12 protein-coding genes are annotated in these 13,461 nt (G+C 37.2%); 3 read left to right on the forward strand and 9 right to left on the reverse strand.

All coding sequences use genetic code 11. The annotated features are described in order from the left end of the window. Positions 1–48 precede the first annotated feature (48 nt). The 8 genes from mnmG to pnp form a co-directional block, all read right to left on the reverse strand. The gene (gene mnmG / locus RT41_RS04495) at positions 49–1,926 is read right to left on the reverse strand and encodes a tRNA uridine-5-carboxymethylaminomethyl(34) synthesis enzyme MnmG (protein WP_096817842.1); all 1,878 of its coding nucleotides are present in this window, start codon (positions 1,924–1,926) and stop codon (positions 49–51) included. Between the two features lie 461 nt (positions 1,927–2,387). Next, positions 2,388–2,783, reverse strand: a complete 396-nt coding sequence (locus tag RT41_RS04500) for a DUF1033 family protein (RefSeq protein ID WP_096817740.1) — start codon at positions 2,781–2,783, stop codon at positions 2,388–2,390. Between the two features lie 70 nt (positions 2,784–2,853). Further along, a complete protein-coding gene (locus RT41_RS04505) occupies positions 2,854–3,246 on the reverse strand; it encodes a Mini-ribonuclease 3 (RefSeq protein ID WP_054639557.1) in 393 nt (130 codons plus the stop codon). After that, positions 3,239–4,588 carry a cysteine--tRNA ligase gene (gene cysS, locus RT41_RS04510; protein WP_342743684.1) on the reverse strand — a complete coding sequence of 450 codons (1,350 nt, stop codon included), beginning with the start codon at positions 4,586–4,588 and terminating at the stop codon, positions 3,239–3,241. The genes RT41_RS04505 and cysS overlap by 8 nt, the downstream gene beginning before the upstream one ends. A 9-nt stretch (positions 4,589–4,597) precedes the next feature. Beyond that, positions 4,598–5,191, reverse strand: a complete 594-nt coding sequence (locus tag RT41_RS04515; protein ID WP_096817744.1) for a TMEM175 family protein — start codon at positions 5,189–5,191, stop codon at positions 4,598–4,600. A gap of 13 nt (positions 5,192–5,204) precedes the next feature. Continuing rightward, positions 5,205–5,804, reverse strand: a complete 600-nt coding sequence (cysE, locus tag RT41_RS04520; protein ID WP_096817747.1) for a serine O-acetyltransferase — start codon at positions 5,802–5,804, stop codon at positions 5,205–5,207. A gap of 112 nt (positions 5,805–5,916) precedes the next feature. Next, positions 5,917–6,690 (reverse strand): hypothetical protein, encoded by a 774-nt coding sequence (locus RT41_RS04525; RefSeq protein WP_054639559.1) that lies wholly within the window; start codon positions 6,688–6,690, stop codon positions 5,917–5,919. Positions 6,691–6,700: 10 nt separating this feature from the next. Continuing rightward, on the reverse strand, positions 6,701–9,019 hold the full coding sequence (gene pnp, locus RT41_RS04530; RefSeq protein ID WP_096817749.1) for a polyribonucleotide nucleotidyltransferase: 2,319 nt from the start codon (positions 9,017–9,019) through the stop codon (positions 6,701–6,703). Positions 9,020–9,275: 256 nt separating this feature from the next. On the opposite strand from pnp, the gene RT41_RS04535 reads away from it, so the two are divergent. Genes RT41_RS04535 through RT41_RS04545 form a run of 3 tightly spaced genes read left to right on the forward strand, consistent with a single transcriptional unit; the run spans position 9,276 to position 12,645 of the window. Beyond that, a complete protein-coding gene (locus RT41_RS04535) occupies positions 9,276–10,106 on the forward strand; it encodes a LicD family protein (RefSeq protein ID WP_096817751.1) in 831 nt (276 codons plus the stop codon). After that, positions 10,106–11,653, forward strand: coding sequence for a lipopolysaccharide biosynthesis protein (locus RT41_RS04540; RefSeq protein WP_245811593.1), 1,548 nt, complete (start codon positions 10,106–10,108; stop codon positions 11,651–11,653). The genes RT41_RS04535 and RT41_RS04540 overlap by 1 nt, the downstream gene beginning before the upstream one ends. Then, positions 11,650–12,645, forward strand: a complete 996-nt coding sequence (locus RT41_RS04545; RefSeq protein WP_096817753.1) for a glycosyltransferase — start codon at positions 11,650–11,652, stop codon at positions 12,643–12,645. The genes RT41_RS04540 and RT41_RS04545 overlap by 4 nt, the downstream gene beginning before the upstream one ends. Here RT41_RS04545 and RT41_RS04550 read toward each other — a convergent pair. Next, on the reverse strand, positions 12,628–13,455 hold the full coding sequence (locus RT41_RS04550) for a glycosyltransferase family 2 protein (protein ID WP_096817755.1): 828 nt from the start codon (positions 13,453–13,455) through the stop codon (positions 12,628–12,630). The genes RT41_RS04545 and RT41_RS04550 overlap by 18 nt on opposite strands. Between the last annotated feature and the right edge of the window lie 6 nt (positions 13,456–13,461).

Raw genomic sequence — 13,461 nt, forward strand, 5'->3', positions numbered from 1 at the left:
ATTTAACAAAAAAATGTTCAATAAATTGAGCATTTTTTTGATTTATTATTAATGCGCTTCAAGATAAACCATCAAAATAGAAATATCTGCAGGATTGACACCTGAAATACGGCTCGCTTGCCCCAATGTTTCAGGATTTATTTTTTTGAATTTTTGACGTGCTTCCGTCGCAATCGAATCCAAAAGATCCCAATCCATCGACTTTGGAATTTTCTTTTCTTCCAAGCGATGCATTTTTTCAACCTGATCCATTGCCTTTTTGATGTAGCCAGCATAGGTTACTTCAGTTTCAATCAGATCTATGACCGTCCGATCAATTGGCTCCGGTGCATCCCCAATAAATTTGACAAGATCTTGATAATGAACTTCAGGACGTTTTAAGAAATCAGCGGCTGTAAAAGCATCCTTGATTGGTCCAAAGCCCATCATTCCTAAAATTTCTTGTGTTTCTGGTATAGGTTTGATTTTTTCGGTATTTAAGCGCGTCATTTCCCGATTGAATTCATCCATCTTAGCTTGAAAGACTCTCCAACGCTCATCATCAACAAGTCCTTTTTCACGTCCAATGGCTGTTAAACGAACATCTGCATTATCGTGGCGTAAAATTAAACGATACTCTGCACGAGAAGTGAGCAAACGATAAGGCTCAATTGTTCCTTTCGTGACTAAATCATCAATCATAACACCGATGTAAGCCTCACTGCGTTTCAAAATCATTTCTGGTTTCCCCAGTACCTTAAGTGCTGCATTCATCCCCGCAACAAGCCCTTGTCCAGCAGCTTCTTCATAACCTGATGTTCCATTGGTCTGCCCCGCTGTAAACAAGCCCGAAATCAACTTTGTTTCGAGCGTTGGACGTAATTGGTGCGGGAATATCATGTCATATTCAATGGCGTACCCTGTCCGCATCATTTCCACATTTTCAAGCCCTGGAATAGTTTTAAGTGCAGCAAATTGAACATCTTCAGGCATTGAGGTAGAGAATCCACCCACATAAATCTCATCTGTATTACGCCCTTCTGGTTCGAGGAAAAGTTGATGGCGCGGCTTATCTTCAAAACGCGTGATTTTATCTTCTATCGATGGACAATAACGTGGGCCTACTCCTTTAACAATTCCTGAGAAAAGAGGTGCTCGGTAAAGATTATCACGTAAGATTTCATGCGTTGCATTTGACGTATAGGTCAAATAACATGGAATTTGGTCCTTCAAATAATCTTCATCTTTTGAAAGATATGAAAAATGATTGGGATTTTCATCACCCGGTTGGATTTCCGTCTTTGAATAGTCAATCGAACTTTTCAAAACACGAGGAGGTGTTCCGGTTTTAAAACGACCTATTTCAAAGCCCAAATCACGTAAATTATCTGCTAAACCAATTGAAGGAATAGAATTATTCGGCCCGGAACTGTATTTCAAGTCACCAATAATAATTTCGCCACGAAGTGCTGTTCCTGTCGTAACAATAATAGCTTTGGCTCCATAATAAGTTCCGGTTTGGGTCCGAACACCGATGACTTTAGTTTTGGCTTCATCTGTTAAAATTTCTTCAACCATACCTTGACGGAGGGTCAAATTTTCTTGACGTTCAATTGTCTTCTTCATTTCATCAGAGTAAAGTTGTTTATCAGCTTGAGCACGTAACGCACGCACAGCTGGCCCTTTACCTGTATTCAACATTTTCATTTGAATGTAAGTTTTGTCAATATTACGTCCCATTTCGCCACCTAAAGCATCGATTTCACGGACAACGATTCCTTTTGCCGAACCGCCCACAGACGGGTTACAAGGCATAAAGGCAACCATATTGAGATTTATCGTGAGAAGGAGGGCTTTGGTTCCCATACGAGCCGCAGCCAAAGCTGCTTCAACGCCCGCATGACCTGCTCCAATGACGATCACATCATATTCTTCTTGAAATTGCATATTTTCTCCAAATTTTTTACTATTTTCATCACCAACTATTTTGGCGACAAAAAAGCCAAAGCCAGTGAAAAATACGTTTTCCGCATCTGAGAACGCTAAAAAAAACATATTTTCCCGAGCTTTGACCATCGAGTTTTTATGATAGTGTTATTCTACCTCTTTTTACCTATTTTTTCAAGAACTTCCGCTTGAGACTTGTTCCCCCAAACGAAAAATAAATTCGAAAACTAAATCAGTTGAAAGAATCGAAGGATTTGAAAAAATAAATAGATAAAATAAACGATTAAGGAAAAACTTAAAATGACCATCGTCAAATTTATTGATTTCTTCATCTTTTCCTCACTTTCGTAATCATTTTCTAATTTAATTGTACAAAATAATAAAAGAATAACAAAAGCAAATCATTTTCATAAATTTTCACTAAAAAAAGACCCTGTATAAACAAAGTCAATTCTAATTTCTTAATAAAGATCACTTGATAAAGTATCAAAGTGCCCCAATTTGGTTGAACAAAATTTTGCGGGGTTTTCGCCACTTTGTTTGCTATATGCCCACCGTTTTTTCTCTGTTGGTAATTGATGCCAGTCCTCAAGTAGGGCTAATCCATGATATTGTTGTTGATACCCCGCACACTCTTCGCACCAAATCTGATCCTGAGGTTCCCAGAATGCCGAAAGCAGGTCATCTTGACTCTTATATTTTTCAAATTTTTTCGCCATATCAAGCCATTCATTTTTATAAAACTTTAATGCCCTTGAAAAATTATCAAATTCTTTGACTGAAATAATGTCTTCTTTCCAGCCCTCGAAGAACCACCAAGGTTCATCGGTTCCATACATCATCACAACTCTATACATAATTCTCTCTTCGCTGAAGTGTTACTTCCTCTATCATAACGAATTATTCAATTTTTTTGAAATAATCTGCTCATTTCTCAATATGTTTCAGACAAAATTCCCAAATTTTATTCAATCGCTCTTCCTGGTGGGTGAGGTGAAGAATACCAAATACGGCCTCAAAGCCCGTTGAGATTCGATAAGTGACGACATCAGTATTTTTAGCCGTTGTTTTGCTGTGTGCATTACGTCCACGCTTAAAGTAAATGAGTTCATCTTCTGTTAGAAAATTAGTTTCTTCCATTGCGGAAATTATTGCGGCCTGTGCTTTTGCTGACACAAATCGCGTGGCATTTTTTTGAAGTTGTGATGGTTTTGTTATCCCCAAACTTAATAAATAATCACGAACAAAAACTTCATAAACAGCATCGCCGATATAAGCAAGCGCAATTCCATTCAATAATTTAGCAGAATTTTCATTCATGATGCCACCTCACGCCATCTTTCGTGTCTTCCAAAATAATCCCTTTGGCCTTCAACTCATCACGAATTTGATCTGATTTCGCAAAGTCTCTCATTTCACGAGCCACTTGTCGTGCTTCAATAAGCTGTTCAATTTCAGAATCAATACCGGCTTCAAGTTCCAATTGCAACCCCAAGATTTCCATTACATCTTCAAAAAAGTGTTTGGTTTCTATACCACCGTTTCCTTTATTGACCCATGATATAAAATCATAAAAGATCGTTAAAGCATTGGCAATATTGAAATCATCATCCATCGCTTCGATGAACGACCGCTTAAAAGCTGTCAGTTCGGACAAATCTGCAGTCCCTTCTTGATTCAAATTACGATATGCATTTTCTATCTTTTTGACATTATTGTCAGCATCGAGAAGTGCCTCATCTGTAAAATTAACGGGACGACGATAATGCGTTGTCGCAAGGAAAAATCGTAAATTTTTTGCAGGAACAACTTTTAATAAGTCGTGTACAGTCGTAAAATTGCCAAGCGATTTAGACATTTTCTCCCCATCCACATTGACAAAGCCGTTGTGCATCCAATAATTGGCAAATCTTTGACCAGTTTTTGCTTCTGATTGGGCAATTTCATTGGTATGGTGTGGAAACTCTAAATCAGCTCCACCACCATGAATATCAAGCGTATTCCCCAAAAGGTCCATTGACATTACTGAACACTCAATGTGCCACCCTGGACGTCCTTCTCCCCATGGGGAGTGCCATGAAACCTCCCCTTTTTTCGCTGATTTCCATAGCGCAAAATCAGCCGATGTTTCTTTTCGGCTTGTCTCCTCATCGGTTCGCCCAGAAGCCCCTTCTAGCAATTCATCCAAATTTTTATGAGCTAATTTTGCATAGTCTGTAGACCTGGATACACGAAAATAAACATCTCCTTGGGAAACATAGGCAAAATCTTTAGCAATAAGCTCCTGAATAAACCCAATCATCTGGTCAATATATTCGCTTGCTTTCGGATTATGCGTTGCATGTTTCACACCTAACGCATCAATATCCTCAAAAAATGCCTTTATATAGCGTTCTGAAAATTCTTTTGTAGATAAATTTTCTGAATTTGCACCTTTGATAATTTTGTCATCAACGTCAGTAAAATTTGATACATAATTAACATCGTAGCCTCGATACTCTAAATATCGACGGACTACGTCAAAAGCGACAACACTTCTTGCATTGCCGATATGAATATAATTATAGACCGTTGGTCCACAAACGTACATGCTGATTTTTCCAGGTATTATTGGCTGAAAATCTTCTAATTGACGACTGTAAGTATTGTAAATTTTCATTATAGTTCCTTTTTAATCTTCATCATAAACAATTGATGTCACAAGCGACCGAATAGGCAAATAGAGTAAAGGGATTCCCGTGTAAGCTGCGTAGCCTAGGCTTGAAATTCCAATGGCAATGATGGCCATCAACAGCAAATCCCAAGGTTTTCGTGCTTGATGACGACTCACACTAATTTCATTTAAACGATAAACAGCCTTGCTAATCAACGCCGCAAAACGAGAAGTTACAATGATGTATAAAATATAAATTGTAGTGAAATATGCTGGGTGATTACCATTATTTGCTTGCGTCATAAATGGAAAAAGGGAAACGAGCATTAGGAAAATTGTGTACGCGAAAATTTGCCAACCCGAAATTTTCTTTATCCGCCCAAAAAACTTGCTAAATTGAAAATAATAAGAAACGACTACCAGAAAACTCACAAAGAAAATAATGAGTGAAGTAACCGTGTCTTGAAAATAATACTGCTTATTATTCATCAGTTTTGGCAACGGAATTTCTAGAACCATAATCGTTGCAATAATTGACATTACTGCATCGGTAAAAGATTTTAAAGTTGAAAGCATCTGTCCTTCATAGACAGCGACTTTTCTTTTCCCCATTTCTTACTTCACCTCACAAATGTGATGAATGGTAACTTGCTTCACGCATTTCTTCTAGAGAATTAATTATTGACTCATCTTTTTTACCGTTGACACGAACAACTTTTGCAGGAATTCCCACCACTGTCACGTCATTCGGAACATCTGTAACAACAACAGCACTCGCACCAACTTTGGCATTTTCTCCAATTTCAATGGGTCCTAAAAGTTGAGCATGGGCCGAAATGAGTGCCCCCTTTCGTACCGTTGGGTGTCGCTTGCCAGAGTCTTTCCCAGTTCCGCCCAGCGTTACACCATGATAGAGTTTCACACCAGTTTCAACTATTGCGGTTTCCCCTATTACAAGTCCTGAACCATGGTCGATAAAAACACCATTAGCAATCTCAGCCCCTGGATGAATTTCTATTTGTGTTAAAAAACGCCACAGTTGAGAATTCATTCGTGCTAATAATTTTGCATCATGTTTCCATAACCAATGTGACAAGCGATGTGCCGCTAATGCTTTTAAGCCAGGATAAGTTAAAATTATTTCTAAACTTGTTCGCGCGGCGGGGTCATTTTCGCGCGTTACTCGAACTCCTTCTCGCCAAAAGCCCTTCTTTTTTTCTTTCATTGTTACCTTACATTAATAAATTTTTTTCTATTGAAAAAATTAATTTTTGATATAAAAAATACTTATAGTCAAATTATACCATAAGTATTCATTCTAGGAATAACCTCAGCTATCAGCCAATTTCATTCCAAAACATCAAGGTTTTTTGATAATCATCATTGGTTGCACCAATCGGATTAATCGTTACACCGTCCGTTTTTCCAAAAACATTCTCACCTTCATCTGGATGACGCAAAGTTTTCAAATCCATCATTAGAACTTGACCACGATTTTCTTTAAAGGGATCGACAAAGTAGGCCTCATTGTACCATGCCGCAAAAGAATTTAGGTTATCAAAAATAGGAATAAATTCTTGCCCATCTTGAGTGGTCAAATTTGCAAAACCACGATGGATTTTGTCTTCCTCATCCGTCCAAACAAATGTAGGAACAAGGTATTTTCGAGTAAGCCGTTCTTTTTTTACATTCTCAGGATCAAGCATCTCATTCAGGATTCCAGTGTAATAGCTGACAAATTTTAGCAGGCTTTCCTTGTCAAAATAAACCGTGTTATCATGAGATTCATCTGTTGCAAGTTTCGGATTAAAGGCTACCGAAGCAATTTCTGTTTGCATTAAAGCGGTCAAAATCTCACGAATGGGACGTAATTCCCACTCTGTTTCGACTTCAGTTAAGGATTTTTCAAAAACTGCTAAATCTTCCTCAGTTGTAAACATAGGTAATGTTTTATGACCTTCAACGTCAAAAAAGAATATTTTTGACGGAACCAAAACAGGAAAAGCTTGTAGGGCATAAACAAAGGAAATATCTTCTAAAAACTGTCCTTGATTGGCCAACGAATTCTTTAATTTGTCATTAAGCTCCGGGCTTAAATTATATTTGCTCATGTTACTCCCTTTATTCTGGTTTAGTTGTAGAAAGCTCTGGGAACTCATCAAAGTCATTCTTTATTTCAACTTTTCGCTCACGTTTTTCAAATTTCGCTGCCTTGTCTTGATTTCCACGGTCATTTCCATTGTTCCTTCGGTCATTTGGCTTACGGTCAAATTTGCCATTTCTTCGCTCACCATTCTCACGGCGTTCACGAGGTTTACGCTCAGGTTCAACGTAGCCTTCTGGTTTATCCAAAAGGACACGGATTGAAGCATCAACACGACCTTTGTCGTCAATTTTCATGACTTTGACTTTAACAACATCTCCAAGTTTTACAACATCTTCAACTTTTTTCGTTCTTGCCCATGCCAATTCTGAGATATGAACCATTGCATCTTGCTTCCCAAAAAGGTTAACAAAGGCGCCAAAATTCTCAATTCGAACAACTTTTGCGTCATAAATGTCCCCAACTTTTGCCTCGCGGATTAATTCGCTAATTAGTTCTTTGGCACGGTTAATGGCCTCTTGGTCATTGGAGTAAATGGATACATTTCCTTCTTCATCAATATCAATTTGAACATGTGTTTCGTCAATGATACTGTTGATGTTTTCACCACCTTTACCAATAACAACTTTAATTTTATCAACGTCAATCTTCATGCTTTCAATCTTTGGCGCTGAAGGTGCCAATTCAGGGCGTGATTCAGGAATTGTTGCTTCAATAACATCCAAAATTTGCATCCGCGCGACTTTAGCCTGAGCTAGTGCTTCTTTCAAAATTTCAGCTGTGATTCCTTGGATTTTAATATCCATTTGTAAAGCTGTGATTCCATCACGTGTTCCAGCAACTTTAAAGTCCATGTCTCCAAAATGATCCTCAAGCCCTTGAATATCAGTCAAAATCGTATATTCTGAACCGTCAGAAATTAAGCCCATCGCAATTCCAGCCACTGGCGCTTTAATAGGGACACCACCAGCCATTAATGCAAGTGTACCTGCACAAATTGATGCTTGTGATGAAGAACCATTTGATTCGAGTACTTCTGCCACTAAACGAATAGCATATGGAAATTCCTCAAGGCTTGGCAATACTTGTGCCAACGCACGTTCTCCTAATGCGCCATGTCCGATTTCACGACGTCCTGGCGCACCATAGCGACCCGTTTCACCAACAGAAAATTGTGGGAAATTATAATGATGCATGAAACGTTTTTTGTGTTCCAAGTCTAGTCCATCAATAATTTGAGCGTCTCCCATAGGTGCCAATGTCAAAGTTGATAAAGCCTGAGTTTGCCCACGCGTAAAAAGGCCCGATCCATGCGTAACAGTATTTGGGGTAAAATCAATTTCGGCCTCTAAATGACGGATTTCATCAATTTGGCGACCATCAGGACGGACTTTATCCTCAATAATTAAACGACGGACTTCAGCATGCTCCATTTGTTCTAAAATTTCAGCAACATCGCGGAGTATTGTTTCTTTGTTTTCTGCATCTGCATATTCTGCCTCAAATTCCGCTAAAGCACGTTCTTTTACCTCTTTTGTTTCAGCTTCACGAACAACCTTATCGGCGTTTTTTACCGCAACTTTTAAGTCCGAATTATATTTAGCACGAACAACAACTGCAAGAGAAGGATCAACCTGGAGTAAATCAACCTCACGCTTTTCCTTTCCGACAGCTAAAACAATTTGTTTTTGGAATTCAATCAATTGTTTCACTGCATCATGACCAGCAAGTAAGGCCCCTAACATAACCTCTTCAGATAATTCTTTAGCTCCTGACTCAACCATATTAATGGCTTTTTCCGTTCCTGCAACAGATAACTCTAATTTTGAAATTTCTTTTTGTTCTTTCGATGGATTAATGACATATTGTCCTTCAATATAGGCCACTTCTACACCTGCGATAGGACCATCGAAAGGAATATCAGAAATAGCTAAACTCAATGAAGAGCCAAGCATCGCTGACATACGAGGAGTCGCATTTTCGTCATAGGACAAAACGGTGTTAATAACCTGAATTTCATTGCGGAATCCCTCAGCAAACATCGGACGGATTGGTCGGTCTATTAAACGTGCTGTTAATGTCTCATCCGTTGATGGTCGACTTTCACGTTTCATGAATCCACCTGGGAATTTCCCAGCCGCATACATTTTTTCAGTGTAATTGACCGTCAGAGGGAAGAAATCCCCTGTCGCCATTTTTCCCATCGTCGCTGCTGTTAAAACTGTAGTATCACCGTATCGTACGACAACAGCTCCATTTGCCTGTTTTGCAACTTGACCTGTCTCTATTGTTAAAGTACGCCCAGCAAATTCCATTGAAAAAGTTTCTTTTGACATTTTTTCTCCAACCTTTTTGTTTTTTGTGCTACTTATTTAACTTGACGTGCATCTAAACAAAAATCAACGAGCAAAATAATGTTACCGATTGCAAATGACTTGAACGCTCATTTTTGTATAGAATAGCACGCCCCTTCATTATACTATTTTTGTTCCATAAAAAAAAGATTGAAAGACAAATCAATTTTTGATATAATAAAATTGTATTCTATTGCTTACAATTTTAAAATGAATTATTAGGACTGATTTGAGAAGAATGAAAGAAATTACAAAGGAAGAACTTAAAACAATACAGCTTGAAATAATCTCCTATGTAGACAGCCTTTGTCGCCAGCACCAGATTGAATATTCAATTAGTGCTGGCACACTCTTAGGAGCCGTAAAGTATAGGGGATATATCCCCTGGGACGATGACATAGATATCATGCTTACGCGTCCAAATTACGAAAAATTGCTGCATTTACTGAGTTCTAATTTGCCTCAAAATCTTTCCCTCCTTTATTTCAAAGTGCAGCCCACTTTTTTGCCAATGTCAAAACTTTATGATAATCGAACCTTCTACAGAAGTTCCCTAGATAAATTAAATAACCAAACTGGTATTTTCATTGATATTTTTCCAATCGATAGTCTTCCAAATAATGAAAAGGAAGGGGAAAGGTTTAAGCAAGCTGTTCGAAAAGAAGTTACGAATTTAACGTCAACAAGAGCCGGGCTTGCCTATGCCAGTTCGGAAAAGCTCATTTACTCATTAGCAAAATCAGTTTTATGGTTACCTGCTCATTTGCATTATCGAGGAAAAAATATGCTCCTTGCCGAAAAAGTTGATGCACTGATGCAAAAATATAATAACCAAGGCACTTTATTTTGCAATTATGTATTCTCCCCACCCAAAAAAACGGCTTATTTCCCTAAATTAATTTTCAAGTCTTATGAAGATATCCATTTTGAAAATTTAATCCTTCGCAAAATTACTAATCATAAGCCTTATTTAGATGAACTCTATCACTCATGGCAGCTTCCTCCAAAAAAACGAGATATAAAAAATCATGCTTACTATCACTGGTATTGGAAGTCTCCCCCTAAATAATGCGCAAAGAAAGGGACTTTATGCGGCTAATCAATTCGGTCAAGAATATGACCTCCGCTTTTTTTCAAATGATGATAAGCACCCTTCTTGGTTTCTGTGTCAGGAGCGTTTTTATTGCCACTTTAGGTCTTGAGTATCAGGGATTAAATGGACTTTTTTCAAGTATTTTATTCATGCTATCAATCGCCGAACTTGGTATCGGTACCGCAATTATCTTTAATCTTTATCCTCTTATTAGTCAACAAGAGACAGAAAAAATAAAGACACTAATGCATTTTTATAAAATTTGCTATCGCATTGTCGCCTCTGTCGTTTCATTCATCGGACTTGCTTTACTCCCTTTCCTAAAAATCATGATCAATTTTCATGGAATCTCAGAAAACATCAATTTGCTCTATCTCCTTTATTTATCAAGTACGGTTGCCACCTATTTGTTTTCTTACAAAAGATCCATGCTATATGCCGATCAAAAGAACTATGTCTTAAATATCACTGATACGATGACATCAATTCTGATGAACATTATTTTTTTATTCGTTTTAATTAAGTTCCGATCCTACGTAGTTTACCTTGTTGTTACACTTGTCTTTACCATCCTAGAAAACCTTTTTATTTCCGTCTATGTTGACAATAAATACCCTTATCTGAAAGAAAAAAAGACAGAAAAACTGGAAGCAAAGGTATTCAGCAATTTCAAATTACAAATTTATGGAATGTTTTTCCATAATGTTGGAAATTTCGCTGTTTTTGGTACCGATAATCTAATCATTTCCAAATTTCTAGGACTGAAAGTTATGGGACTTTATTCAAATTACTTACTCGTCATTACTTCTATTTCCACTTTACTGACTGCGATAATTACTAGTCTCACGGCTTCAGTTGGGAATTTATTAACGGAAAAAAAAACAGCTAAATCTTTTGAAATTTATCAAAATATTTCCTTTATCAATTTTTGGATATACAGCTTTGCATCCATTTCAATATTTTTGTTGATGCAACCTTTTGTCATACTCTGGTTAGGAAAGAATGAACTTCTTTCGGAATCAATTCTCCTTGTCATTACGATCAACTTTTACGTTCAAGGACAACGAAAACCGATACAACTTTTTCAAAATGCTTCGGGTATTTTCTACGAGAATAGACATATTCCAGTTTTCGAGTCGGTCATCAATTTAATAAGTTCCATTTTGCTGGTCAATTACTTAGGCCTTTCTGGTGTTCTTTTGGGCACGCTACTCAGTACGATGGTGCTCTACTCTTATAGCTTTCCAAAGTACATTTACCAACCCGTTTTTCACCAAAAAATCAAGGCCTATTTGATTGAACAAGCTGGATATTTAATGCTTTTCCTAATCATCCTCGCAATGAGCTGGATAGTGTCTGCATGCATTACACGATTCAACAATACCTGGATTATTTTTATATTAAATGCCATTTTGGCGTTATTTCTCCCAAATCTCTTCTTTTTATTCGTCTTCCGTAAAAGATCTGAATTTAAATATTTTGAAAATTTATTAAGAGATATTTTCAAAGGAAACTTAAAATGATTAACAAAAGTCCTTTATTTTCAATTATTGTCCCTGCTTTCGATGTTGAAGAACAAATTGAGAAATGCCTAAATTCCGTTTTCACGCAAATATTTCGAGATTTTGAACTTATTGTTATAGATGATGGTTCAACAGACCGTACTCAGGAAAAAATTTTATCTTTAATGAATCTCTTTCCTGGCCAACTAAAATTAATCACACAAAAAAATAGTGGCGTTTCGGCAGCACGAAATAAAGGAATTTCACTGGCCTCTGGTCAATTTATTCTTTTTCTCGATGGCGATGACTATTTATCAAATCGGCACTTGCTAAACCTCTCGAAAATTTTACCTACCGATTCTTTTATCTCTATTTTCAACAAAATCAATATTCTTCAAAATAATTCGGTACGACCAACAAGAATTGGCAAAAAAATGAGCCAATCTGTCATTTCAATTGATCAAGCCATCGAGTTTTGCCTTGACGATCAATCCTTTAGGGGCTGGCCAGTCAATAAAGTTTTTTCTCGCGACATTATATTAAAGCACCAAGTTCAGTTTAATGAACAAATCCATCAAAGAGAAGATCGTCTCTTTTGCGTCGAATATTTTCTCGCTGCAAAATTAGAAGATCCTGACAAAAAGATTTTGATTATTGATCAGCCAACTTACTATTACGTCATGAGAGATTCAAGTCAAACACATCAGGTTAACGAAAAAACATTCAGTCTCTTACAGGCACAAGCATTAATAAATCAAAAAACAAATCATTTGAGTAGTCGAGTAGACCAATTAAATCGAGTGAAGTCAATCAATGACGTCTGTTATTGTTACCTCTATGGCAAAAAATTGAAGATAAATAATCAATTAATGGATCAAATTATCTCCAATCTATTGAGCGACTTTTGGAGTAATCTTCTTTTTTTAACTATAAAATCGGGCCAAACAATTAGAAACCGGGTTCGACTCTCTCTACTTTTTCTAAAAATCTGGAGATTAGAAAAAACTAAGTAAATAAGCATGGATAGTCTTTATTTGTGGCTGTTTCACAAGGGACTTCAAATACAATCCACGCGCATGATGACGATCTAACAAACTTCCCAAATGATAATAAAAATTCGCTTCGTCCTTTTTTGACATGATAAATATTCTTGGGAATTTTTTCAGAACCAATTCAACGGCTTCTTCTTTCGCTTGACTATCCTGCGAAATACTATTCAACGTTGGATACTGGTAGACGAGGACCTGATTTAAAAAGGCTATTTGAAATCGTAAGCTAAATCGAAAGACAAAATCCCAATCTTGTAGTCGCGGTAAAACAGCATCAAACTTAATTTGTTCAAAGCAACTTTTCTTAATAAAAAGTGTTTGCGTGCTTAAAAAATTGCCTTTCAAAAGTTCAGAACTTGTGACCATCCCTTCTTGATGTTTCAACTCATAATGTTCTAATGGACCTCGCCAACTTAAGCCCGTTGCCACCATATCACAATTCGTTGTCTGCAAAAAAGATAATTGCTTTGCCAATTTATTAGGCAACCATTCATCATCCGAGTCTTGAAAAGCGATATATTCTCCCTTTGCATAAGCTGCCCCACAATTTCGTGCTTTGTTAGCTCCTTGGTTCTGGTTTAATTGAATCAAAATCAGGCGTTCATCAGCAATCCTCTGAACCTGCTGTACAGAGCCATCCGTTGAACCATCGTCAACAACGATTAATTCTAAATCAATGGCGTGACCAACATTATCCTTTTGCGAAAGCACACTGTTGATTGCTCTCAAAATTGTATCTTCTCGATTATACATTGGAATGATTACAGAAATCATCGCTAG

Origin of the sequence: Lactococcus fujiensis JCM 16395, assembly GCF_002441655.1 — a bacterium.
Taxonomy (GTDB): Bacteria; Bacillota; Bacilli; order Lactobacillales; family Streptococcaceae; genus Lactococcus; species Lactococcus fujiensis.

What these genes read in the sequence shown, in the direction of transcription:
- RT41_RS04550 (WP_096817755.1), bottom strand. Translation starts at nt 13,455, where the DNA reads ATGATTTCTGTAATCATTCCAATGTATAATCGAGAAGATACAATTTTG.
- RT41_RS04525 (WP_054639559.1), bottom strand. Translation starts at nt 6,690, where the DNA reads ATGAGCAAATATAATTTAAGCCCGGAGCTTAATGACAAATTAAAGAAT.
- cysE (WP_096817747.1), bottom strand. Translation starts at nt 5,804, where the DNA reads ATGAAAGAAAAAAAGAAGGGCTTTTGGCGAGAAGGAGTTCGAGTAACG.
- RT41_RS04535 (WP_096817751.1), top strand. Translation starts at nt 9,276, where the DNA reads ATGAAAGAAATTACAAAGGAAGAACTTAAAACAATACAGCTTGAAATA.
- RT41_RS04540 (WP_245811593.1), top strand. Translation starts at nt 10,106, where the DNA reads ATGCGCAAAGAAAGGGACTTTATGCGGCTAATCAATTCGGTCAAGAAT.
- RT41_RS04505 (WP_054639557.1), bottom strand. Translation starts at nt 3,246, where the DNA reads ATGAATGAAAATTCTGCTAAATTATTGAATGGAATTGCGCTTGCTTAT.
- pnp (WP_096817749.1), bottom strand. Translation starts at nt 9,019, where the DNA reads ATGTCAAAAGAAACTTTTTCAATGGAATTTGCTGGGCGTACTTTAACA.
- RT41_RS04545 (WP_096817753.1), top strand. Translation starts at nt 11,650, where the DNA reads ATGATTAACAAAAGTCCTTTATTTTCAATTATTGTCCCTGCTTTCGAT.
- RT41_RS04515 (WP_096817744.1), bottom strand. Translation starts at nt 5,191, where the DNA reads ATGGGGAAAAGAAAAGTCGCTGTCTATGAAGGACAGATGCTTTCAACT.
- mnmG (WP_096817842.1), bottom strand. Translation starts at nt 1,926, where the DNA reads ATGCAATTTCAAGAAGAATATGATGTGATCGTCATTGGAGCAGGTCAT.
- RT41_RS04500 (WP_096817740.1), bottom strand. Translation starts at nt 2,783, where the DNA reads ATGTATAGAGTTGTGATGATGTATGGAACCGATGAACCTTGGTGGTTC.